Here is a 23,258-nt window from a genome sequence, read left to right on the forward strand (position 1 = left end):
TCCGTGGCGATGGTGAGCGGAGCCGGCATCGTGCCGGCCCGTTTCGTTGGCGGGCCGGAATGGCCCGCCAGCCGTTACTGGATGTCCCAGCGTTCCGGGTGAGCCGCATAGGGACCGCCGGCCGGCGCCGGCGTCCAGACAAAGTCACGCAGCTTGCTGGAGGCCACGCCATAGCGGTTGGCCACCCATAATGTCGCCCAGGGCAGATCCTTGTTCATCACCTTGCAGACCTGCTGCCAGGATTGATCGATCTTGGCCGGATCGGTCTGGGCGAGCGCAGCGTCCAATGCGGCGCTGAGATCGTCGAACTCGATGCGCATGGTGTTGAAGCCTGCCGGCGGAATCTGCGACTTGTTGAGACCCGGGCTGATGCCAGCCGGATTCGGGCCGTTCTGCAGCCCGGCATAGACCATCGCAAACGCGTTCCAGTCCGGCGTGCCTTCCTTGTAGACGATGCCGTTGTAAGTCGGCGTATCGACGACGCGCGGCACCACATTGATGCCGACCTCGGCCAGCATCGACTGGATGGCGGCCATCACATTGGCGGCTTGCGGCGAGCCGTAATAGGTCAGCAAGGTGATCGGCTTGTCGCCGTTGATCTTATCCCAGCCCGCCTCGGCAAGCAGAGCCTTGGCCTTGGCCGGATCATAGGCATAGGGTTCGAGGCCTTCTGGGAGCAGATGCGGCGCGACATAGCCGCAATTCGCCGGCTTGGCCGCCCCGCCATAGAGGCTCTCGATAATGGCATTGCGATCGATCGCGTACATGATCGCCTGGCGGACGCGAACATCCCTGAACAGCTCGACCTTCTGGTTGAGGCCGATGTAGTTGACCACATAAGAAGCGCCCTCGATCACCTTGAAATTGCTGTCGCTTTTGAAGGATACCGCATCGTCGGGCTCGACATAGGTGAACTGGATTTCGCCGGCGCGCAGCGCCGCAACGGCCGCTGCCGGGCTCTCGAAATATCGGTTGATGAGCACATCGACCTTCGGCTTGCCGCTGCGATAGTCGTCATCCGCAGCCAGTTCGACATATTGGTCGCTGACATAGCGCTTGAACTTGAAGGGGCCGGTACCGACCGGCGTGGTGGACCACCAGGTGCTTGTGGCCAGCGTTTCCGGCGGCATCGCGGCCAGGGCATGTTCCGGCAGGATCATCACCTGCGAGAGAATGGACAGGAAGGAGCCGTTGGGCTTGGACAATTTGACGACCACGGTGCGATCGTCCGGCGCGTCGACCGACGCGATATCGCCGAGACGCGCGGCAAACAGACTGCCGGAGGCCTTGTTCCTGGCGAGCTCAAGCGTAAACTTGACGTCCCTGGATGTGAACGGCTTGCCGTCGTGCCAGGTCTCCTGCGCAAGGTTGAACGTATAGGTCAGCTGGTCGTCGCTGACCTTGTAGTCCTTGGCCAGATCGCCTTCGAGCTCGGTCAGTTCGGCGTTGTAGATGACCAGAGGTTCAAAATATGTGCTGAGCCATGTAAAGCCGCCGGTCGCAGCCAGCGGATTGAAGTTCTTGGGAAAGCCGCCGGGGCCGACGTCGAAGCCCCCGGTTATGGCCTTGGCGTCCTCTGCCTGGACGCTGGGGGCCAGGCCGCCGAGCAGCAGCCCGGAAACAGTCAGATGACGAGCTATGGTCTTGATGCGCATGGTTTTTCCTCCCTTGGCATTTGTCAGGTAGTCCGGCGTTGGGTCAGGTAATCCGGTTTTTGGCGATCACTTGCTGAATCCCCCTGTAGTGGTCGTCGAGGCGCTGACGCGCCCGGTCGACATCCTTGGCGGCAACCGCCTCGACGATTTCGTGATGGTCGCGCCAGGTCGCCAGCGGCGTCGGATTGTCGAGGCTGGTGAAGTTGGAAGCCTTGTTGAACGCCACCCAGAAAATGTCGATCAGCGCGCTCAACATGTGATTGTTCTGGCAGCGAAACAGCAACTGGTGGAATTGCTGGTCCTCTTCGGCAAAGCTCTCCTGGCGCTCGGCGCGCCGCCGCATGCTTTCGGTCAGCTGGCGCAGCGCGGCGATGTCTTCGGCGCTGATCATCTCGATGGTTTTTGCAATCAGGCCGGTCTCAAGGACGCGGCGGATCTCGCGCAGTTCCTCGACGTCGCGCAATGAATCCTGCAGGCCATATGCCAGATTATCCAGCAAGGGCTTGAACGAGAATTCCTTGACGAACACGCCGATGCCGCGACGCGTCTCCAGAATGCCGATCGACTCCAGCGCCTTGATCGCTTCGCGCACCGAGTTGCGGCCGACGCCGAGCCGTTGCGCCAGGAACGTCTCCGGGGGCAAGGGATCCCCCGCCTTGAGCTTGTTGCTCTGGATATAGTTCCTCAGGCTCTCCTGCACGCTGACGTGAAGCAGCGGCGGTCGGGCCAGCGGTTCGATTGATGTTTGTTCCGGGTTCAACTTGGTTTCCGAGATCGACTTGCTTTCCGGCATTTTGCTCCCAGTGCCGCTGCAATGGCGCCCGATGGCGCGCTGCAAAAGCGGTCGATGCTTGTAGCATAGCGACTTGTAGGATATCCTGCAAGCAGGAGGAATACATCGCTGAATGAAGATCGTCCTGGCCGGCTCAAGCCATTGGCACGCCGAAATGCATCTCGACGCTGCACGTTTTTGCGGCGCCGAGATTGCCGGCATCTGGGATGAGGACGCGCAGCATGCGCGCGCCTTCGCGATGCGCCAGCATTTGCCGTTCATCGCCGATTTCGCGAAAATCCTCTCCGGCCCGCCGGACGCGATCCTGCTGATGGGACATCCTTTTACGATGCCGGCGCGGGCGCGCACCGTCATCGAAGCCGGCATACCGCTGATCCTGGAAAAGCCGGCGGCGAGCAGCACCGCAGCGTTGGCCGAGCTGCGCGACCTGGCGAGGCAGCACCAGGCCTTTGTCAGTGTTCCCCTGCCCAACCGCTTTGGACCGGCCGTCACTGCCTTTGAACGGCTGCGCAGCCAAGGCCGCGCCGGTGCGGTTGCGCATTGCCAGTTCCGGCTGGTCAATGGGCCGCCGCAGCGCTATGCGGCCGACGGCGTCGCCTGGGTGGTGGATCCGGCGATCGGTGGCGGCGGCGCGCTGAGGAACCTCGGCATACACGGCGTCAACGCCGCGCTCGGCCTGGCAACCGGCGCGCTCAGGCTAAAAACCGTTTCGATCGAGAACCGCATTCACCGCACCGCGGTCGAGGACCATGCGCTGCTTGTACTGGAAGACGCTGCCGGAGCGTTGTTCGTCGTCGAGGCCGGATACACTTTTGCTTCGATGCGCCCCGGCGGCGATTTCGAATGGCGTATCGTCAGTGAGAATGCGACCCTCATCGACTATGGCGAGCGCGCCTTCTGTGCGACCCTCGACGATGGCGCTATCATCGAATTGCCGATCGAATTGCCGGCGACGCGCTACCGGCTGTGCATGAGCGATACGCTCGACCGGCTGGCTCGAAAAGCGCCGCCGGCGACTTCGATCGATGACTATGTTGCGGCGATGTCGCTGATCGACGCCGCGTATGAAAAGGCAGGACGATGATTGGAATAGGCATTATCGGAGCGGGCGATTTCGGCGCCGCCCATGCAAGGGCAATCAAGCAGGTGCAGGGCCTGCATCTCGTCGCGGCGTGCCGCGGGAATAACGATGCCCTGGCCGCCTTCACCAGCGAACATGGAGGTCGCGGCTACACCGACTGGCGCAAGCTGCTCGACGACAAGGATGTCGACGCTGTCCTCATCGCCAGTCCTCACCATCTCCATGCCGAAATGGCGATCGGCGCGGCGGACGCCGGCAAGCATATCATGCTGGAAAAACCGATGGCGCCGACGGCGACGGCCTGCGATGCGATCAACGCCGCGGTGGCCGCTGCTAGCGTCAAGCTGATGGTCGCCCAACTCATGCATTTCGCGCTGCCCTGCATAGCGGCCAGGCAGGTGCTGGAGGAAGGATCGCTCGGCCGGCCGCTCGTCGGATCGAGCTGGATCATCAAGCTGTGGATGGAGCACAATCGCCGCGACTGGCATCTGCGCAGGGCCACCGGCGGCGGCATGCTGTTGACGGCCGGCATCCATGCGCTCGACCGCCTGGTCTGGCTGATGGATGACGACGTCGTGTCGGTGAGCGCCATGCTTGGCGCCATGTCCCATGACCAGGAAGCCGACGACACCGCCCTGCTCGGACTGCGCTTCGCCGGCGGCGGGCTCGGCCAGGTGCAGAGCGTCGGCTATCGCAATGGCGCGGCCAGCTACGCCATGGACCTGGTCTGCGAGCAGGGAACGCTGCGCATCGACATGAACCGCGGCACGATGCTGGGCCGCGACGCGGCCTGGACCGACCTGCCCGGATCGTTCGAGCCGAACTGGATGCATGCTGCGCTGGTGCGCGAATGGAGCGCGATGCGCGATGCCATTGCCGACGACAAGCCGGTGCCGGTCGACGGCGCCTATGGCCGCAAGATCATCGCCATCATCGAAGCCGCCTTTGCGTCGAACGAAGCCCGGCGCGAGCACGAGATCGCCGGTGCCCGCTGAATCGAACGACCATCTGACCCATTTGCCTGCACATGCGCCGCGCGGCGTCTGGGGCGCGGTGATGCTGGCCATCGACGATCGCGGGGCAATCGACTGGGAAGCGACTGAGGAGACGATCGCGCGGCTATGCGCATCAGGTGTCGACGGCATCTATTCCAACGGCACGGCCTGCGAATTCCACTGCCAGACCGAGCCGGAGTTCGACCGGCTTTGCGCCCTGGTGGCCGCGATTGCCGGCCGCGCGCGCCTGCCCTTCCAGATCGGCATCAGCCAGTCCAATCCGCGCGTCGCGCGCGAGCGGCTGGTGCGCGTGTCGGCGCTTCGCCCGGCCGCGGTGCAATTCACCTTGCCCGACTGGTGGCCGCCCAGCGACGGCGAGGTCATGCGCTTCGTCGGCGGCCTGTGCGAGACCGCGCCCGACATGCCGCTGGTGCTCTACAATCCACCGCATGCCAAGCGCCGCCTGACGTTCGAGGGCATCGCCAGACTGCGTGCAGCGGTGCCGTCGCTGGTCGGCGCCAAGCTGCCGGGCGGCGACGCCGGCTGGTACGCCGACATGCGCCGCGAACTGCCGGGATTTTCGGTCTTCGTGCCCGGCCATACGCTGGCGACGGGATTTGCCCAGGGCGCGCATGGCAGCTACTCCAACGTCGCCTGCCTCAACCCCAAGGGCGCGATGATGTGGTGGCAGACGATCCGCACCGACGCGGCAGCCGCTGCCGAGGTCGAGACGCGCATCCAGGCCTTTCTCGCCACCCACGTACTGCCCTTTCGCGCTCGCTATGACGTCAGCGATGCGGCGCTCGACAAAGCGATGGCCGCGGCCGGCGGCTGGGCGCCGCTTGGCCCGCGACTGCTCTGGCCTTACAGCTCGGTTCCCGACAAGGAGATTGCGACGCTGGCCCAAGCCGCACGGACGGCCTTCCCCGCATGGTGGCAGTGAGGGTCGTTAATCGCCGCCCTGCCCCGCTGATCCAAAAGGAACAACCATGGCCTGTTGCGGATTTGACGCCTGACGGACTCGTGGGGATGCTGGACCGATGACAAGGGGTGTACTGCTGGACCTCGCAGGCGTCCTCTATGATGGCGAGACCGCAATACCAGGCGGGATCGACGCCGTCACGCGTTTGCGCGAGGCCGGTCTGGTCATCCGCTTCGTCAGCAATACCACGCGCTCGTCGAAACAGAGGGTTCTCGAACGTCTGCAGGCGATGGGGCTCACCGTTGCCGAGGCAGATGTTTTCACCCCGGCGCACGCTGCACGCGATTGGCTGCTTCGCAATGGCCGTGCGCCATATCTGCTGATTCACCCCGGTCTTGCGCCGGATTTTTGCGAACTGCCCGATCGCGACAAGCGCGCCGTAATCGTCGGCGATGCCGGAGACGCCTTCACCTATGCGACGTTGAATGACGCGTTCCGCGAGCTGAGCGCCGGAGCCGAATTGCTGGCCCTTGCCACCAACCGGACGTTTCGGGATGCCGACGGCGAGCTCAGCCTCGATGCAGGGCCATTCGTCGCGGCATTGGAATTTGCCTCGCTGAAGCGCGCAACCGTTCTCGGCAAGCCCTCGTCGGAATTCTTTCTGTCGGCGCTGGCAAGCATGGACTGTCCGCCAGATCACGCGATCATGGTCGGCGACGACGCCGAGGCCGACATAGCTGGCGCGCTGCACGCTGGACTGTCGGGCGCATTGCTGGTGCGGACCGGCAAATACCGGCAGGGCGACGAGAAGCGGTTTGATCCGCGCCCGACCGCAACCGTCGCCGATCTCGCGGCGGCGACCGACTGGATTCTTGCGCGCCGGGACTGAACCGGCCGCACATGTGCGCTTCGCTTGAGATATCCGGGCTAGGTCGTCTGGCACTCCATTTCCACCTCGGCCGCCAGACTTTCGATGTCGCGGAAGATCGAAGCGACAGCCAGCGTTCGCCCTTCGCGCTTGAAGCGGAGCAGGCAATCCTTGGCCATGATGTCACCATCGATGGCGATCTCGTCCCAATGCGCGGCATAGCCGACATAGTTGATGGGAACATCGTAATGCTGGCTCCAGAAGAAAGGCACGGCGACGAATTTCTGGCGCTGGCCGAGCATGTTGAGGGCCGCGGTTCGCCCTTGCCTCTCGGCAACGACCCAATGCTCGACCCGAATGTTCTCGCCACTGTGGGGATCTGGCCACCGCGCAATGTCGCCGGCCGCGAAGATGCCTGGTGCGCTCGTCTCCAAAAAGGCGTTTACCGCGACACCGCGGTCAAGCGTGAGCCCCGCCGTTTCGGCAAGCCCTGTCCGGGGTCGTACGCCGATGCCAGCGACGATGAGATCCGCCGCCAAAATATCGCCACCGCTGAGTTTCACCTCGCTGCCGTCGATGCTGCTGGCGGTGTCCTCGAGATGGAATACGACACCATTCTCCTCATGGAGGATGCGGATGAAGTTGGCCATTTGCGGCCCCATGATCCGTTCCATCGGCCGTTTTTCCGGCGCCACGATATGAACTTCGATTTCGCGAGAGCGCAGGGCCGCGGCAACTTCCAGGCCAATGAAACTGGCGCCAAGCACGACGGCGCGGCGCGCAGTCGTGGCTCGCTCGATGATCGCCTTGCAGTCTGCGAACGAGCGCAGCGTGTGAACATGTGGCTGGTCGGCGCCTTGTATGGTCAGGCGAACCGGTTCGGCTCCGGTCGCCAGGAGTAGCTTGTCGTAGGCAGTCCGGGTGCCGTCCGCGAGCACGACTTCGCGAGAACGTGCATCGATGCTGGCGACATCCGCATCGAGGCGCAGGTCGATATCGTTCTTCGAATAGAAGCTCTCCCTGCGCAGCGGAATCCAATCCTCCGGTGCTTTGCCGGCGAGGTAGTCCTTGGAAAGATTGGGCCGATCAACCGGCGGCGCTTCGTCGTTGCTGAGCATGACAATGCTGCCTTGATAATGTTCGCGCCGCAGTGTTTCTGCCGCCGCGAAACCGGCGGCGCCGCCCCCGACAATGACGATTTTCTCCGGAACCTGGCCGGAGCCTCCATTGCGCGGCTTGGGTGCCGTCCGCTTGCGCTTCTCGCCCACAAATATCCGATCATCGCGTTGCTCCACCGACCAGCAAGCGAGTGGACTGAAAGCCGGGGCGCGCAAGGCCTCGCCTGTTCGCAGGTCGAAACACGCGTGATGCCAGGGACACCGGACGGTGTCTTCCACCACAAGACCGTCCACGAGCGGGCCGCCATAATGTGTGCAAGTCGCGCCGATGGCGAAGATCTCGGCCCCGCGGCGCACCAGCAGCACCTGCTCATCGCCGCAATGGCCGAGGAGCTTTCCGCCATCGGGAAGGTCGGATAACGCGATACCCTCGACCAGATCCGGCCCGCTCGGTTTGCCATGACCTTCAGCCATTTTACTCTCCCTTGGCGCGATCCAGTGTCAAAATCCCTGTACGGACGAGAGGCGGGAAATCTTCAGGTCACCAGCCTCGGAATACCTTCTGCCCTGGCTGGCGCGCTTTCAGGGTCTCGGACACCGCTTGTGCCCCAACGTCCGGCCGCGTCTTTCGTTGCCGATTGAGTAGTACGCGCCATCGATTTCCTGGAGTTTTGATTCGCCACCGAAGGAATGACGGCTTCGCGTAAACTTTTTCGCCGGACATGCGTTGTTCGTTCTTCAAGCCAGGGAGACAGCCATGCAGATGAAATCGGAAATCGCCGGCGAGGCCGCCAAGCAACGCCACATCCAGCGCGGCATCGACGCCAAGGACAAATCGAAGGGCAACGGCAAGCAGCAAGGCGCCATGCAGGCCGGAGCACGCAAATATCCCGAGCCGCCCTTTCCCGAGCAGCACCAGCCGAAGCCCGGGCACGAATGGGCGATTGAGCCGGCGCCGCTTTACGACGCGCCATTCTATATCGGATCAAAAAAGCTCGACGGCAAAGTGGCCGTCATCACCGGCGGCGATTCCGGCATCGGCCGAGCCGTGGCCGTGCTCTACGCGCGCGAAGGCGCCGACGTGGCGATCGTCTATCTGTGCGAGGACAAGGATGCCGAAGAAACCAGGAGGGCCGTCGAAGCCGAGGGCCGGCGCTGCATGCTGGTCAGGGCCGACGTCACCGAACGCCGCCACTGCCACAAGGCTGTGGCTGAGGTGGTGAAGGCATTCGGCCGGATCGACGTGCTGGTCAACAACGCCGCTTTCCAGATCCATTCCAGCGACTTCAGCGAGTTGACCGAGGAGCATTTCGACACGACGCTGAAAACCAACCTCTATGGCTATTTCCACATGGCGCAGGAGGCCATTCCGCATATGAAGCCCGGTTCGGCAATCATCAACAGCGGCTCCATAACCGGCATAGAAGGCTCGAAGCAGCTGGTCGATTATTCGATGACCAAGGGCGGCATTCATGCCTTCACCCGCGCACTGTCCGGTAACCTCATCGAAAAGGGAATTCGGGTGAACTGCGTGGCGCCGGGCCCGGTGTGGACGCCGCTCAACCCGTCGGACAAGCAGGCCGGCGACGTTTCGAAATTTGGCGCAGACACGCCGATGAAACGGCCGGCGCAACCGGAGGAGATCGCGCCCGCCTATGTGTTTCTCGCCTCGCCGCATTGTTCAAGCTACATCACCGGCGAGATATTGCCGATCATCGGCGGCTACTGAGTGCTTGTCGCCCGCCCTGCCCGATCATCGTGGACCTCTCGCCTGTGACGGCGGCAGCGGCGACCTCAGATATGAAATGGTCGACAGATGTATTTCATTGCCTTGGCGACGGACTATGACGGCACGCTGGCGCACGATGGGATCGTCGCTGAAAAGACGCTTGCAGCCGTCGAACGGCTCAAGAAGAGTGGCCGCAAGCTCATCCTCGTCACCGGCCGCGAACTGCCCGACCTCAAGCGGGTTTTTCCCGAGCTCGGCGTGTTCGACAAGGTCGTCGCCGAAAATGGAGCGTTGATCTACACGCCGGCCAGCGAGGAAGAACGCGCGATCTCACCGGCACCGGCGCCGAAATTGGTCGCCAGCTTGAAGAAGCGCGGCGTCAAGCCGCTTTCAGTCGGACGGTCGATCGTTGCTACCTGGGAACCACACCAGGCAACAGTTCTTGAGGTCATCAAGGAGCTCGGGCTGGAACTGGAAATCATCTTCAACAAGGGCGCGGTGATGGTGCTGCCCACCGGCATCAACAAGGCGGCCGGGCTGGCAGCCGCACTTGAGGACCTCAAGCTGTCGCCACACAATGTGGTCGGTATTGGCGATGCTGAAAACGATCATGCGTTCCTGCGGGCCTGCGGCTGCAGCGTCGCTGTCGCCAACGCCCTTGCGGCGGTCAAGGATACAGCGGATCTTGTGACGCGCGGCGCGCGTGGAAAAGGCGTCGAGGAACTGATCGAAAAGCTGGTAAAGCGTGATCGGGAATTTGTCCGAAAAGCCCGTGACGGCATCCTTCTCGGTTCGATCGGCGGCGACGAGGTCTACCTGACGCCGACCGACACGGTTCTGATCGCCGGAAGCTCCGGCATCGGCAAATCCACCTTGGCCACCGCGCTGACGGAGCGCTTCGTCGAGAACCGCTTTCAATTCTGCGTTTTCGACCCGGAAGGCGACTATGATGGCCTCGAAGGCGCCGTCCGGATAGGCGATGGCTCAAGCGAACCGACAAAGGCGCAAGTGCTCGACCTGATCGAAAAACCCGACACCAATGTGGTCGTCAACGGCTTGGCGCTGCGGGTCGATGAGCGACCGGACTTCTTTGCCGACCTGCTCCCAGGTCTTGGCAATTTCCGCTACCGCACGGCGAGGCCGCATTGGCTGGTCATCGACGAGGCGCATCATCTTCTGCCCAAGCGGCGCGACGACACGCGCGCCGTCCTGTCGTTGGAATTGCCGGGAACTGTCCTGATCACGGTTCATCCGGAAGCGATCTCGACCGACGCCCTGCGTCTGGTCACTGCCGTCATTGCGCTCGGCCCCAAGGCCCAGAATGTCATCAAGGCCTTTTGTCGGGAGACCGACACCAAGCCGCCAAAGGATATTCCCTCGCCGGAAGGCGAGCGCGTGCTGTTCTGGCGGCCACAGGCCCGCAAGAAAATTGCCATGGTCAAAGCGATCGAGCCACGCCAGTCGCTCAGGCGCCACAGCCGCAAATATGCAGAAGGTCAACTCGACGAGGCCGGCAGCTTCTATTTCAGAGGTCCCGACAACGCGATGAACCTGCGGGCCCACAATCTGATGATCTTCGCTCAGATTGCCGAGGGCATCGACGACAGGACCTGGGAGCATCATCTGCGCGCCGGCGACTATTCCGAATGGTTTCGCCGACAGATCAGGGACAAGGAGCTGGCGCGCGAGACCGCCGAGGCGGAAAAAGATGAAAAGCTATCGGCGCAGGAAAGCCGCAAGCACGTTCTGGATGCGGTCCGTCGCCGTTATACGGCGCCTGCCACTGCCCCGGAGGAATAGAGGATGAACACCGCAGCGAACGGTCGGAACCAAGGACTCCATGCCAAGTTGCATTTCATCCATGGCGTTTTCGATGCTCAGGGTTCACTGTATCCACTGGCGAACAGGCGCAGATCATAGGCCTCGGGATCACGCGTGAAGATCAACGCGCCCCTCCGTTGGGATTTCTGCGGGACATAATCGAGGGTAGCGCTGCTCTCCTCGACGACCTCATCGCCATTGCGGAGCTCGCCTTTGACCTCGACAGCAGCAACTGATTTCCCCGCCCTGTTTGCGGCGGCGAACTCGACCACGTAGCCGCCCTCGGTGGCCGCGACCACGAGCGGCAGCACAACGATCCGGGTGGTTCCGTCGCGCGTGCTCAAGCCATCGACGACAAGATAGCCGAGCACGGCAAGCAGGGCTATCGCGCTTATTCCCGCCACGACCCACTCGGTGACCGAAGTCCCGGGTTTGCGCGTCTTTCCTTTGTCGTCGGACTGCTGCTTCTGTTGCTTGTCGCCTTTTGCGGGATTTCTTGTCACAGAATGAGCCTCGCAACCGCCGCCCCGAGCGCGCCAGGAAACGACAGAACCACGACTGCACTAAGTGTTTCCGAAAAGCCGGCGCCATCGGTCCTGCCGAAGGTCCACAGGATATAAAGGTTCACAAGCATCACCAGGACATAGCCGACGATCGCATAGCGAAAGAAGATGCTGACGAAACCAGCGCCTGGCTCGGGACTGTGCGAGCCGCGGAATTCGAACTCATAGACGAAGGCGTGCATGAGAGCGAGGGTGACCACCACCAGAGCGATTTCCTGCCAGGGATGCATCTTGTAAGCGATGAGGACGACCTCTTCCGTCGGTGCGATGTTCACCGATAGAAACAGCGCTCCGACCACCATCAGGAACAGCTCTCCGGTGTAGCCGGACTCGGGAATGTCCCCCTCCTCCAATAAACTCGGGCCGAGCTGAGCGCGTGCCAGGGACGCTCCGAGACTGGCCGGGACAACCTGCACCGCAATTTTGCCAATTACCTCCCGTAGCGGCATTTCGGCGGTGACGATGCCGAAAATAAAAAGCACCGCCGTAGCCGCCACGGCGGCCACAAGTATGGCCACAAAAGCATCGGCGATGCGGTCGCGGAGCGCCACAGTGTGGCGGAAGCCTCCGTACTTGTGCAGCAGCACCAGCATTGGCAAAGTGACAGCGAGGAACAGGGCGAGCCGCAATGGGTGAAGGTGAAAGCCCAGCGCCCAAGCCTCCATGGTCATCAGCACCGGGACGGCGAAGATCAACGCTCCTGCAAAGGCACGGCCAAGACCAATCCAGAACTCACGCGGCGTGAGCGCATGCCTGTCGATGATCTCGGTTGGCGCCACGTCCGCTCCTCAGAGATTGCCTGCGGGGAACAATGTTTCCTGGGCAATCTTGTTCCGGACCCACAGTCGAACGGCGCAGCAACGTTCAAACCCAGGCCAAACCTGTTGGGAACTCGCGAGCCAGCTTTCCGTTCAGGCTCTCGATCGAATGACAACCCAAGGCCGACACATCGTCTGGAGTGAAATCATGAAATCGCAACTCGTCGCCGAAAGCGCTGGACAAAGGACGTTCGTGGTGGTGCTTGATCCGGGCGAGGAAGCGTTCGCTGCGCTTACGGCTTTCGCGGTCGATAACGATATTGGCGGCGCCTCGCTGACCGCGCTCGGCGCCTTCGAAAAGGCGACTATCGGCTGGTTCGACATCGAGGAAAAAACTTCGGAAAATCCCGGTGCTGGAACAGTGCGAGGTGCTCAGCGCGATCGGCGACGTTGCGATCGGCGACGACAGCAAGCCCAGCCTTCACGTCCATGCGGTGCTCGGATTGCGCGAAGGCAGCACGAAGGGCGGACATCTGCTCGATGGCATCGTTCGGCCGACACTCGAAGTCACATTGGTGGAAGCGCCTGGTCATCTGCGCCGCAGAAAACGTCCGGAACTCGGCATCGCCTTGATCGATCTGGATGCCTGAACACGGATCAGGCCAGGTCGGCTGAACCGCGTTCCGGTCCGATCACCGCTTTTGCTTGATTTGTTTGGCATCCGCGGGCGCCTCCGGTGCGGTCTCCCTGCCGAACACGCTGCGGCCGCCGAGCAGATGCGACCGATCGAACTCTCCGGCAACGATTTCCTTCAGGCGCTGGGGCCGGTGACATAGCGTTCGACCTGCCGCGACTGGTCGTCGAGCCGCTTCAGGGCGCCGATTTCTTCGTCGCGACCGAGCCTGGCCTTGTGGACGGCCGACTTCAGCACGCCGATCGTCTCGTCATAGACTTTCAGCGGCACGGGGAACGGATGCCTGTCCTTGCCGCCATGTGCCAGCGAGAAGCGGCCAGGATCGGAAAACCGGCATGGCGCGCCATGCAAAACCTCGGCCACCAGCGCCAGCGCCCGCACCGTGCGCGCACCGACGCCGGGCACCAGGAGAAGCTCGGAGAAATCGGCGGGGCCACGCTCGGCAGCCGCCGCCATGTTGCCATGCAGACGACGCATGACGACATCGCTTTCGCGAACATCGTGGTGCGCCGGCATGACCAGGTGCGGCAGCATTGGCTGGTCGGGCTCCGGTGCGGCAGCCATATCACGTTCGAGCGCGGCGAATTCCCTCAGAATGCGATCCGGTCCAAGATCCTGCAGGAGTTCCAACTGGCCCTTGCGCGAGGCATCGGCACGGCGGTCGGTCAGGTTGACGATCTCGCCCTGGTTGGCGCCTTCGATGGCGGCATGCGGCTGGTCGACGAAACTCTTCAGGCCTTCGGACAGCCAGTGATAGCGGCGCGCCAGCTTGCTGTCGCCGTTCATGCCCTGCTGCACCACGACCCAGTCGCCGTCATCGGTGACGATAAAGCCATGCAGATAAAGGTCGAAGCCGTCCTGGACGGCGGCGCTGTCAACCTTGGCGACGAGCCGGCTGGCCGTTGCCAGGCCTGTTCCATCGAAGCCGACGCGCTCGCCGATGGCGGCAAGCTCGTGCGGGGTTTTGCGCGAATGCGCGCCGCGGCCACCGCACACGTGAATACCGAGTTCGCCGGAGAGTGGAGTCAAACCACGTTTCAGGGCGCCGATGACGCTGGTCGTGATGCCGGAGGAATGCCAGTCCATTCCCATGACGGCGCCAAACGACTGGAACCAGAAGGGATGCGCCAGCCGGCGCAGCAGCTCTTCGCGACCGTAGTGGTGAATGATCGCCTCGCACATGACCGCGCCAAGCCGCGTCATCCGGTCGCCGAGCCATTTCGGCACGCGTCCGCCATGAAGTGGAAGGTCTGCGCTTCCCGATCGTTGTGCCAAATCTTGCTGCCTGTTGCCGATCTATGCCTTGCTCAACACTAGGTATCGAAGGTGAAGAAGCAAATCCAGAACGGGTCGCCGTGCATCTCAGCACTTATCGAACCGCAAAAACCGGATCCGGTCTCGATTCTGGTCATCTCGACCGTTGCGGTCGCAGGGTCCGCAGCGTGATCGAATAACGGTGCGCGGCAACCGGCGGGATGCTGTGCTGCCATTCGGTGCGCGCCGGGCCCGTCATCAGGTAAGCCGACCTTGGCTCGAGGGTGACGTTCTCGCGAGCCCATCTCGTGCCGTTCTTCCGGCGGAGCCTAAAGCTGCATGGCGCAAGAAGAGAAATGCCGGCCACGGCATCGAATTGCGGCTTGTCGCGATGCCAGCCGATACCCGCGCCGGGCCGGTACTCGTTGATCAAGACCTGCACGAAAGCATCGGCGGGCAGCCGCGCAAATGCCGACACCTTGTCCCTCAGCGGCATCAGAAAAGCAGGGATCGGCGACGCCTCGACCACCTTGCGTTGGTCAAAATCGTAGCGCAGGCCAAAACCGACGACGCGCCGGTTTGCCAGATGGCCATGAAAGTCGAAAGGCTGGAAGGCGAGACTTTCGAGCTGCCGCACCAGTTCGGCCTCTTCCTCCGCCGTGATCAGCTCCGGCTGGTAGTGAAATCCTTCCGGCAGATCGTCACGTGCGTGAAAGGCGGGCGCACGAAAGTCGGGCGCGCGAAACAGGTCACCTTGGCCAACGAATTCCGGCTGCCTGGTTTTGAGCGATGGCATCAACCCTAATTGGTGAAGTCGGCCGCTGGCGGCAAGGCCTTGGAGGCGACGAGCCGGCCCGATCATCGCCTGCACATCTTGAGCGAGACGGAACCCGGATTGCCGGGGCGGGTTATTGCCCAGGCGCGTCGAGTGTTGGGGTCGAGTGTTGGGAAATGCCTTCAACTGTTATCCAAAGCATGAATTACGATCCGGCGACGAGGACCCTCTCCGTATGGTTTGTCCCAAGCGGAAATCGCTATGATTACCACGACGTGCCGCCCCAGACCTACGCAGCATTCTGCAAGGCCTCGGCAAAAGGCCGGTTCTTCAACGCGTTCATTCGAGACCGGTATAGCTACCATTTGGTCCCTCTGCACAGCGAGTTTGACAGGTCGGGGCCGATTGGCAGAGAAGGTCGATAAAAGCGCACTGTAGCGATCCTTCGCGCCCCCCTCTGTCCTGCCGGACATCTCCCCCACGTCCGGGGAAAGTTTTGAGTGAATCGAAATGCCACATGTGCATGCCCCGTAAAACGGGGTTTGTCCGTCTTTTCTCTGGTTGTCGAGACTCAGAAAAGGAACGGGGCATGCGCTTTGCACCTAGCATCTTCGGGCAGCTTCTTGAACCCATCGATCGGCGTCAATTCCAAGCAATTGTGGATCGCCACGACGGGGATGCGTACGACAAATCGTTCAGAAGCTGGGATCATCTGGTGGCGCTGATCTATGCCCAGTTCTGCGGCAGCAGCAGCTTGCGTGGCCTGGAAGCCGGCTGGAACGCCAACAGCCAGCATCATTATCACCTGGGCAGCGGTCCGTTGATGCGTTCGACCTTGTCGGATGCCAACAGACGGCGTCCGGTCGCCATCTTTGCCGAGGCGTTCGGTCTGGTGGCGAACCTGCTCGACAGGCAAATGCGGCGCGAGGGCGAAGCGATGCTGCGGCTGATCGACTCGACCCCCATTCCGCTCGGCAAACTGTGCGATTGGGCCAAGTCGAACGGGCGCATCCGCGGCATGAAGGTGCATGTCGTCTATGACCCGAAGACCGACTGTCCGCGCATCCTCGACATCACCGACGCCAACGTCAACGACGCCCAGGTCGGTCGCCAGATCACGATCGAAGCTGGAGCGACCTACGTGTTCGACAAGGGCTACTGCCATTATGGCTGGTGGACGGCGATCGCCGAAGCCGGATCGATCTTCGTGACGCGGCCCAAATCCAACATGAGGCTGGCGCTGCTGCGTGATCGCCCTATAGCCGAGCCGCAGGGCGACGGCTTCCTGGTTGTGGAAGACAGTGAGGTAAGCCTGGTCAGCAAGGCTGCTTGCAAGCTGCCGATGCGGCTGCGTCGCCTGCGCGTTCAGCGCGAAACGGGCGACACCATCACGCTTTTGACCAACGATCTGGAGCGCTCCGCCGTCGAGATTGGACGGCTCTACAAAGGCCGCTGGCACATCGAGCTTCTGTTCCGATGGATCAAGCAGCACCTCAAGATCCGCAAGTTCCTCGGCAACAACGGCAATGCAATTCGCCTGCAACTCTTTGCAGCAATGATCGCCTTTGCGCTGCTGCGCATTGTCGCGCGCACCCGCCGCATCACTATTCCTATCTTGAGGTTCACAGAACTGGTCGCTCAATACTTGTTCGGGCGGCGGAAACTGCACACCATCGACAAGCCGCCACCGGTCAATCCAAGCCGACCAAAGGACCGAGCCTCCCCCAATCAGATGGCCTTCATATATGAATAACTTTCCCCGGACAGCCCTGCCCACAAGGAGGGAGATTGGCCTTCATCACCGATTTCGCCAACTACCAGCCTTGCAAAAAAGACGCTGTCCGCGAAGCTGCCGATCTCCCCCCAAGTGGGGGAGATGTCCGGCAGGACAGAGGGGGGCGCGAAGGATCGCTACAGAGCGCTTTTACTCTGAACCGTTGCATTCTTCCCAGGTTTCTGCGCCACTTCGCGACTGCTCCGCGCTGGGATGACGTCCCTCATTGCGCCGGCGGCGTACCGGGTTGATCGCCGCCCGTGGTCGTCTTCGGCGTCGGGTCCTTGTCGACCTCGGGATTTTGATCAACGGTGTTGGTGTTGCTCTGGGTCGGCTCAGTGCCGCCAGTGCCGCCCTGTGTCGGCTCGGCCTCGTTGCTGCAACCCGCCAAAGCCAGAGCCGCCACCAACGCCGACAAAAACGACAGTCTCGTCATTGATAATAGCGTCATGGCCAACCGCTCCCTTGCTGCTCGACACAACGACGGGTGGTGAATTCGGTTGCAGCGGAATGGCTTGTCTGCTGGCCCAGGACCCTTCCGATCATCGCCGCGCAGCCGCAAAAGGAACAAATCTCGGCGCCGCCACGTTGCATTTCCTGTGCAATGCTTGACAGTGAGGCTATCGTCTTGGCGCCGAGAGCAAATTGGAAGGGTTTTCTGAAAATTGGAGAACTCAGCTGCCCGATGGCGCTCTATACGGCTGCCTCAACCTCGGAGCGGATCGCTTTCCACACGATAAACCGCGCCACCGGCCATAGGGTGCATCGCGCCTTCGTCGACAGCGATAGCGGTAAGCCGGTCGAGAAGGACGAACAGGTCAAAGGCTTTGAGATCGGCTCGGGTGAGTACGTCGTGCTCGAACCCGAAGAGGTCGCGGCCGCTGTCCCCGAGAGCGACAAAACGCTGTCGGTCTCGGCCTTCATTGGCTGTTCCGATGTCGACGATGTGTATTTCGACAAGCCGTATTACCTGGCCCCGTCGGACAAACACGCGGAGGAAGCGTTTGGGCTGATCCGCGAAGGCATGCGCAAGAAGAAGGTCGCCGCCATCGCCCAGACCGTTCTGTTCCGCCGCGTCCGGACCCTGCTCATCCGCGCCTATGATGAAGGCCTGCTCGCGACGACGCTGAACTTCGACTACGAGGTGCGCTCGGCGGAGGAGGTTTTCGACAGCATCCCCGATTTGAAGATCGAGGGCGAGATGCTCGAACTGGCCGAGCACATCATCAAGACCAAAAAGGGCAAGTTCGATCCGACCAAATTCGACGATCGTTATGAGGCGGCGCTGGCCGAGCTTGTGAAGGCAAAGCTCGAAGGCAAGAAGATCGCCGTTCCGAAGCCGGCCAAGCGGGAGAAGGTCGTCGATCTCATGGATGCGCTGCGCCAGAGTGCCAGCGTTGGCGGCAAGCAGCCCGCGACAAAAAAGCCCGCGGCAAAGTCAAAGCCGGCGCGCCATGCCAAGGCGAAGCAGACAGCGCCGCGTCGGAAGGCCGGCTGACCGATGGCGCTCGAGACCTACCGCAAGAAGCGCAATTTTTCCGTTACCCCGGAGCCGCAAGGCCGCAGGGCGCCCAAGAGAGGCAACAGCTTCGTCATACAGAAGCACGATGCCACCCGGCTCCATTATGATTTTCGTCTCGAAATGGACGGTGTCCTGAAGAGCTGGGCCGTCACAAAAGGGCCGAGCCTGATCCCCGGCGAGAAGCGCCTTGCCGTCCATGTCGAGGACCATCCTCTGGAATATGGCGACTTCGAAGGCACTATCCCGAAGGGCGAGTATGGCGGCGGCACCGTCCTCCTTTGGGACAGAGGCACCTGGACGCCGATCGGCAACGCGCATCGCGGCTATGCGAAAGGCCATCTCGATTTCGAACTTCACGGCGAGAAGCTTGGCGGCCGCTGGCATCTTGTCCGGATGGCCGGAAAGCCCCGGGAGAAGCGCGAGAACTGGTTGCTGATCAAAGGCGACGATGACGCCGCGCGCACCGAAGGTGATCCCGACATTCTGGACGAGCGGCCGGAATCCGTCGCGACCGGCCGCAAGATCGAGGACGTCGCCGGCGAAGAGCCCGGCTGGTCGTCCAAGACGGGACGCATTCGCAAGCGACGCGGCGGCAGCACCAGGCGAACTCCAGCTGAAGAGCCTCCGGCCACTGTCAGCGTTCCCGAACCGTCAAAGATCAAGGGCGCCAAGAAGGCGGTGCTTCCCGATTTCGTCGAGCCGACGCTGGCGACCCTGGTCTCGTCAGCTCCGTCCGGCGAGCGCTGGCTGCACGAGATCAAATTCGACGGCTACCGGCTGCAGGCCAGGATCGAAGCCGGCCGCGTCAAACTGTTGACGCGAAGCGGTCTCGACTGGACGAAGAAATTCGGAAAGGCGGTCGTTTCGGCGCTGGCCGATATCCCTGTCGGGACGGCGCTGATCGACGGTGAACTCGTCGTCGAGACGTCCGCCGGCGTATCGGATTTTTCCGCGCTGCAAGCCGATCTCAGCGAGGGCCGCAGTGATCGCTTTCGCTTCTACGTTTTCGACCTGCTCCATCTCGACGGCTACGATCTGCGCGAGGTTGCGTTGATCAAGCGCAAGGAATTGCTGGAAAAGATCATCGGCAGTGACAGCGGCATCATCAGCTACAGCGGCCATTTTGAGGAGGATGGCGCCCTTGTGCTGCAACACGCCTGTCGGCTGAGCCTGGAAGGCATTGTCTCCAAGCTTCGCGATGCGCCCTACCGCGCCGGCCGCAGCAAGAACTGGGTGAAGTCGAAATGCTCGGCGCGGCAGGAATTTGTCGTGGCCGGCTATGTCCCCTCGACAACCTCGCGCAAGGCGATCGGCTCGCTTGTCCTGGGTGTCTATGACCACGGCAAGCTTCATCATGTCGGGCGCGTCGGCACCGGCTACACGGCGGCGGTCGCCGAGAGCCTGTTCAAGAAGCTCGAGCGGATACGCGTTCCGTCAAGCCCGTTCGACGAACGGCTGGCCGCCGGGGAGGCTCGGCAAGTCCGCTATGTCAGGCCGGAACTCGTCGCAGAAGTCGAGTTCCGGGCGTGGACCGCCGACGGCATTCTGCGCCACGCCTCGTTCCGCGGATTGCGTGAAGACAAGCCGGCGAAGGAGATCGTGCGCGAGACGCCGAAGACGAGCAAGGCAGCGCCCCAACCTCAGCGCCGGACCGTCAAGCTCACCCATCCCGACCGCCTTTACTGGCCGGACCAGGGCGTGACCAAGGAAGGTCTCGCCGACTATTATGCCGAGGTCTGGCGCTATGCGTCGCCCTACATCGTCGGCCGGGCGCTGGCGCTGGTGCGATGTCCCAACGGGATTTCGGGCGAGCAGTTCTTCCAGAAGCATGCCTGGAAGGGGCTCAACCCCAATATCGTGCTGGTCCGCGACCCCAAGGATCCGCCCGACGAGCGGCTGATCAGCATCAATGATCTCGATGGGCTGATCGGTCTCGTCCAGTCGGCGGCGCTGGAGATCCACCCCTGGGGCTCGACGGTGAGCGATTGGGAGCGTCCGGACACGATCATCATGGATCTCGACCCCGGCGAAGGCGTGAGCTGGGAGGCGGTGATCGAGGCCGCCGTCGAAACCCGCGACCGGCTGAAGGATGCGGGGCTTGTCCCCTTCGTCAAGACCTCCGGCGGCAAGGGTCTGCACGTCGTGGCGCCGTTGAAGCCGAAAGCCGAATGGCCTGGGGTAAAAGCCTTCACCAAGGCGATTGCCGACTCGATGGCCGCCGACAGTCCCGGCCGCTATGTCTCGACCATCACCAAATCGAAACGGCGCGGGAAAATCCTTGTCGATTATCTGCGCAACCAGCGTGGTGCGACCGCGGTCGCAGCCTATTCGACAAGAGCACGACCGGGTGCAGCGGTGTCGATGCCGCTTGCCTGGGACGAACTCGGCCCCAGCATCGGACCGGCCTATTTTACCGTCGAAAACACGCCGACCCGGCTTGCCTCGCTGTCGTCGGACCCCTGGCAGGATTTCCGCGCGGCAGCAGCGCCAATCGAAAACCGCGCAAACCGGCGCAAGAAAGCGGCTTGAGGACGGCACTGCGAGTGCATGCATCGGAATAATCAGGCGATCTGCTCGAACGTGCATTGCTCCGGAGCCTTGTCCGGCCGCCAGCGCAGGAACTTGGTGCCGTGCCGGAAACGGTCGCCGGTGACGTGATCGAAGCGTACCTCGACCACCAGTTGGGGCCGCACCGGCTCCCATTCGCCGCTGCGCTCGGTGCTCCAGCGGCTCGGCCCGCCCGGCGCCTTTCCAGTGAAGCCGGGAGGCTCGCGCATGGCTTCGAGCTTGCGGGTAAGCTCGGCCCTGTCATCCTTGGCGATGGTCGAGGTAAAACCGACGTGATCGAGCTTGCCGGCGTCGTTGTACAGGCCCAGCAGCAATGAACCGACCTGCGAACTGTTGCTGAGATAGCGAAAGCCGCCGACCACGCAATCGGCCGACCGCAGCCGCTTTACCTTCACCATCGCCCGCACGCCCGGCTGGTAGGGATCGTCCAGACGCTTGGCGACGATGCCGTCTGTCTCGCCATGTCCAGCACCACTTAGCCAGGAGCGGGCTGCCTTGACATCGCGCGTGCAGTCCGAAAGCACGATATCCGTGCGGTTTGCCGAAGCGACGAAAGCCTCAAGGATCGCCCGCCGTTCTTTCAGGGTCCGGGCCAACAACACGGTACCGTGCTGGTCGCAGAGAATGTCGAACAGGACGATGTGCGCCGGGGTTTCGGCGGACAGTTTGCGAATCCTGCTCTCGGCCGGATGAAGCCGCATCTGGAGCGCGTCGAACGACGGCTTGCCGTCGATCGAGATGACGATTTCGCCGTCGACGACAAAACGGCGCGACGGCAGTTCCATCAATGTCGCGACGAGTTCGGGAAAATACCGTCCGAGCGGCTTGCCCGACTTTGCCCGCAACTCGATCGTATCATCCTGCCGGAACGCCAGGCAGCGAAAGCCATCCCATTTGCGTTCGTATTGCCATCCATCTCCCTCGGGAATCGCATCAGCCGCCCTGGCTTCCATCGTTGGCGTGTCGAGCGGCAGGGCGAACCCACCGTCGCGGGCGATGACCTTCATTGTACTGCCTTGTGCTCCCTGCTCCCGGGCGCCTATTTCCGCTTTCCGGCCTCCGAGCCGATGCTCTTGCGCAGCGCATCCATGATGTTAATCACGTTGCTGGCCGGTTGCTCGGCCTTGGCCTTCGCCTTGGCCGGACCCTTCTTGCCCTTCTTCTTCGAGGCAATGATCTCGAGCAGCCGCGCCTGGACGGGATCTCTGGTCATGGCGGGATCCCACTGCCCGGTTCGCTCATCGATAAGGGTCGTGACCATATCCATCAGTTTCGGGTCGGGTTTGACGTCATCGATCTTGCCGAAATAATCCTTGGGATCGCGAACCTCGTCGCCATAGCGCAATGTCCACAGCACGATGCCCTTGCCTCGTGGTTCAAGCATGACGGCGCGCTCGCGGCGGTACATGACCAGTCGCGATATTCCGACCGTCCCCGTCGATTTCATCGCGTCGCGAATGACCGAGAATGCCTCCTCCCCAACCGGGTCGTCAGGGGTGAGATAGTGGGGCTTGTCGTACCAGATCCAGCCGATGCTATCGGCATCGACAAACATGTCGATGTCGATGGTACGCGTACTCTCCAGCGCAACCGCGTCGATCTCTTCGTCCTCGAGCAGGACGTATTCGTCCTCGCCGCGCTGATAGCCCTTCACCTCGTCGTCTTCAGCAACGGGCTTGCCGCTGACGGCATCGACATATTGGCTGACCACGCGATTCCCGCTCTTGCGATTGAGCGTATGGAACCGGACCTTCTCGCTCTCGGTGGTAGCGGGCGTCATCGCCACCGGACAGGTCACCAGCGAAAGCTTCAGATAGCCTTTCCAGAAAGGACGTGGCGCCATCGAGCACCCCCGGCAGGAGTAAAACAGTCGAACGCAGCAGGGCGATCGATTGTTCCAGCAGCGATTTTTTCGCGCGCGTAGATTTGCAGCCAAGAATCCATCTCTTTTCCGGTTTGTGAAGGAACCGATGCACGCAAGCGCAGTTCGGGACGTACAAACAGCACGGCGGCAGGGACACGGCACAGACCTCGCGGCAGTGCTCCGGCCGACCAGAATCGGGCGCACCACCGGGCGCCGTTTCTGAACCGCAGCATTCTTCGGCGGATGTATCGGCATGGATCCAGGGTTTCCGCGACGTCGCTTCGCTCCTGCTCCGCCCTGGGATGACGAAGGCGTGGTAGTCTGCGGCTTTCGGCTACCGTTGATAGCCCACGGGATAACCCTTTGCCGGAGAGCATCCGGGCCCAGAACCGGGTTCTCAATCGCATCGTCGCCCGATTTTTGCCAGGGTTGATGAAACAATTTGCCCCCAATCGCCGTTTCGCAAGCAAGCTGAATTTGGGCGAGGAGGAGGCCTGAGCAGCA

The 23,258-nt window shown here is 62.2% G+C and carries 20 protein-coding genes and 2 pseudogenes; 12 read left to right on the forward strand and 10 right to left on the reverse strand.

What is annotated here, in order from left to right; translation table 11 throughout:
• Positions 1–74: 74 nt before the first annotated feature.
• Positions 75–1,655, reverse strand: a complete 1,581-nt coding sequence (locus tag JG739_RS23370) for an ABC transporter substrate-binding protein (RefSeq protein WP_202363578.1) — start codon at positions 1,653–1,655, stop codon at positions 75–77.
• 43 nt (positions 1,656–1,698) lie between these two features.
• Positions 1,699–2,448 (reverse strand): FadR/GntR family transcriptional regulator, encoded by a 750-nt coding sequence (locus JG739_RS23375; RefSeq protein WP_202363579.1) that lies wholly within the window; start codon positions 2,446–2,448, stop codon positions 1,699–1,701.
• A 112-nt stretch (positions 2,449–2,560) separates the two neighbouring features.
• On the opposite strand from JG739_RS23375, the gene JG739_RS23380 reads away from it, so the two are divergent.
• The 4 genes from JG739_RS23380 to JG739_RS23395 all read left to right on the forward strand — a co-directional run bounded on the left by JG739_RS23380 (position 2,561) and on the right by JG739_RS23395 (position 6,335).
• Positions 2,561–3,532, forward strand: coding sequence for a Gfo/Idh/MocA family protein (locus JG739_RS23380; RefSeq protein ID WP_202363580.1), 972 nt, complete (start codon positions 2,561–2,563; stop codon positions 3,530–3,532).
• Positions 3,529–4,524, forward strand: coding sequence for a Gfo/Idh/MocA family protein (locus JG739_RS23385; protein WP_202363581.1), 996 nt, complete (start codon positions 3,529–3,531; stop codon positions 4,522–4,524). The genes JG739_RS23380 and JG739_RS23385 overlap by 4 nt, the downstream gene beginning before the upstream one ends.
• Before the next feature lie 61 nt (positions 4,525–4,585).
• On the forward strand, positions 4,586–5,467 hold the full coding sequence (locus JG739_RS23390) for a dihydrodipicolinate synthase family protein (protein WP_244749972.1): 882 nt from the start codon (positions 4,586–4,588) through the stop codon (positions 5,465–5,467).
• 97 nt (positions 5,468–5,564) lie between these two features.
• Entirely contained in the window at positions 5,565–6,335 is a 771-nt protein-coding gene (locus JG739_RS23395) for a TIGR01458 family HAD-type hydrolase (protein WP_202363583.1), read from the forward strand.
• A gap of 38 nt (positions 6,336–6,373) precedes the next feature.
• On the opposite strand, the gene JG739_RS23400 is transcribed toward JG739_RS23395, so the two are convergent.
• Positions 6,374–7,906 (reverse strand): FAD-dependent oxidoreductase, encoded by a 1,533-nt coding sequence (locus JG739_RS23400; RefSeq protein WP_202363584.1) that lies wholly within the window; start codon positions 7,904–7,906, stop codon positions 6,374–6,376.
• 283 nt (positions 7,907–8,189) lie between these two features.
• Between JG739_RS23400 and JG739_RS23405 the strand changes: the two genes are divergently transcribed.
• Together JG739_RS23405 and JG739_RS23410 are read left to right on the forward strand one after the other, a co-directional pair.
• Entirely contained in the window at positions 8,190–9,161 is a 972-nt protein-coding gene (locus JG739_RS23405; RefSeq protein ID WP_202363585.1) for an SDR family oxidoreductase, read from the forward strand.
• 87 nt (positions 9,162–9,248) lie between these two features.
• On the forward strand, positions 9,249–10,961 hold the full coding sequence (locus JG739_RS23410; protein WP_202363586.1) for an HAD-IIB family hydrolase: 1,713 nt from the start codon (positions 9,249–9,251) through the stop codon (positions 10,959–10,961).
• A gap of 77 nt (positions 10,962–11,038) precedes the next feature.
• On the opposite strand, the gene JG739_RS23415 is transcribed toward JG739_RS23410, so the two are convergent.
• Positions 11,039–11,485 (reverse strand): TIGR02588 family protein, encoded by a 447-nt coding sequence (locus tag JG739_RS23415; protein WP_202363587.1) that lies wholly within the window; start codon positions 11,483–11,485, stop codon positions 11,039–11,041.
• Positions 11,482–12,270 (reverse strand): TIGR02587 family membrane protein, encoded by a 789-nt coding sequence (locus JG739_RS23420; RefSeq protein ID WP_342216464.1) that lies wholly within the window; start codon positions 12,268–12,270, stop codon positions 11,482–11,484. Before JG739_RS23420 ends, JG739_RS23415 begins: the two co-directional genes overlap by 4 nt.
• Before the next feature lie 241 nt (positions 12,271–12,511).
• Here JG739_RS23420 and JG739_RS23425 point away from each other — a divergent pair.
• Positions 12,512–12,953: pseudogene (locus JG739_RS23425) on the forward strand (PPC domain-containing DNA-binding protein).
• Between the two features lie 42 nt (positions 12,954–12,995).
• Here JG739_RS23425 and JG739_RS23430 read toward each other — a convergent pair.
• Both JG739_RS23430 and JG739_RS23435 read right to left on the reverse strand, forming a co-directional pair.
• Positions 12,996–14,272: pseudogene (locus JG739_RS23430) on the reverse strand (DUF763 domain-containing protein).
• Between the two features lie 133 nt (positions 14,273–14,405).
• Positions 14,406–15,047 (reverse strand): alpha-ketoglutarate-dependent dioxygenase AlkB, encoded by a 642-nt coding sequence (locus tag JG739_RS23435; RefSeq protein ID WP_202363588.1) that lies wholly within the window; start codon positions 15,045–15,047, stop codon positions 14,406–14,408.
• 179 nt (positions 15,048–15,226) lie between these two features.
• Here JG739_RS23435 and JG739_RS23440 point away from each other — a divergent pair, with 179 nt between their 5' ends.
• Both JG739_RS23440 and JG739_RS23445 read left to right on the forward strand, forming a co-directional pair.
• Positions 15,227–15,451 carry a KTSC domain-containing protein gene (locus tag JG739_RS23440; RefSeq protein WP_446720513.1) on the forward strand — a complete coding sequence of 75 codons (225 nt, stop codon included), beginning with the start codon at positions 15,227–15,229 and terminating at the stop codon, positions 15,449–15,451.
• A 164-nt stretch (positions 15,452–15,615) separates the two neighbouring features.
• Positions 15,616–16,779 carry an IS4 family transposase gene (locus JG739_RS23445; RefSeq protein WP_202363590.1) on the forward strand — a complete coding sequence of 388 codons (1,164 nt, stop codon included), beginning with the start codon at positions 15,616–15,618 and terminating at the stop codon, positions 16,777–16,779.
• Between the two features lie 244 nt (positions 16,780–17,023).
• On the opposite strand, the gene JG739_RS23450 is transcribed toward JG739_RS23445, so the two are convergent.
• A complete protein-coding gene (locus tag JG739_RS23450; protein WP_244749530.1) occupies positions 17,024–17,251 on the reverse strand; it encodes a hypothetical protein in 228 nt (75 codons plus the stop codon).
• Positions 17,252–17,428: 177 nt separating this feature from the next.
• On the opposite strand from JG739_RS23450, the gene ku (JG739_RS23455) reads away from it, so the two are divergent.
• Positions 17,429–18,298, forward strand: a complete 870-nt coding sequence (gene ku, locus JG739_RS23455) for a non-homologous end joining protein Ku (RefSeq protein ID WP_202363591.1) — start codon at positions 17,429–17,431, stop codon at positions 18,296–18,298.
• Between the two features lie 3 nt (positions 18,299–18,301).
• Positions 18,302–20,851, forward strand: a complete 2,550-nt coding sequence (ligD, locus tag JG739_RS23460) for a DNA ligase D (protein WP_202363592.1) — start codon at positions 18,302–18,304, stop codon at positions 20,849–20,851.
• A gap of 32 nt (positions 20,852–20,883) precedes the next feature.
• Here the strand turns inward: ligD and JG739_RS23465 are convergent, their stop codons facing one another.
• Positions 20,884–21,897: an ATP-dependent DNA ligase gene (locus JG739_RS23465; RefSeq protein WP_202363593.1), complete on the reverse strand. Its 1,014-nt coding sequence runs from the start codon at positions 21,895–21,897 to the stop codon at positions 20,884–20,886.
• A 32-nt stretch (positions 21,898–21,929) separates the two neighbouring features.
• Positions 21,930–22,733, reverse strand: a complete 804-nt coding sequence (gene ku, locus JG739_RS23470) for a non-homologous end joining protein Ku (RefSeq protein WP_202363594.1) — start codon at positions 22,731–22,733, stop codon at positions 21,930–21,932.
• Positions 22,734–23,117: 384 nt separating this feature from the next.
• Between ku (JG739_RS23470) and JG739_RS36070 the strand changes: the two genes are divergently transcribed.
• Positions 23,118–23,252 (forward strand): hypothetical protein, encoded by a 135-nt coding sequence (locus JG739_RS36070; protein ID WP_274609399.1) that lies wholly within the window; start codon positions 23,118–23,120, stop codon positions 23,250–23,252.
• Positions 23,253–23,258 lie beyond the last annotated feature (6 nt).

Origin of the sequence: Mesorhizobium sp. L-2-11, assembly GCF_016756595.1 — a bacterium.
GTDB lineage: Bacteria > Pseudomonadota > Alphaproteobacteria > Rhizobiales > Rhizobiaceae > Mesorhizobium.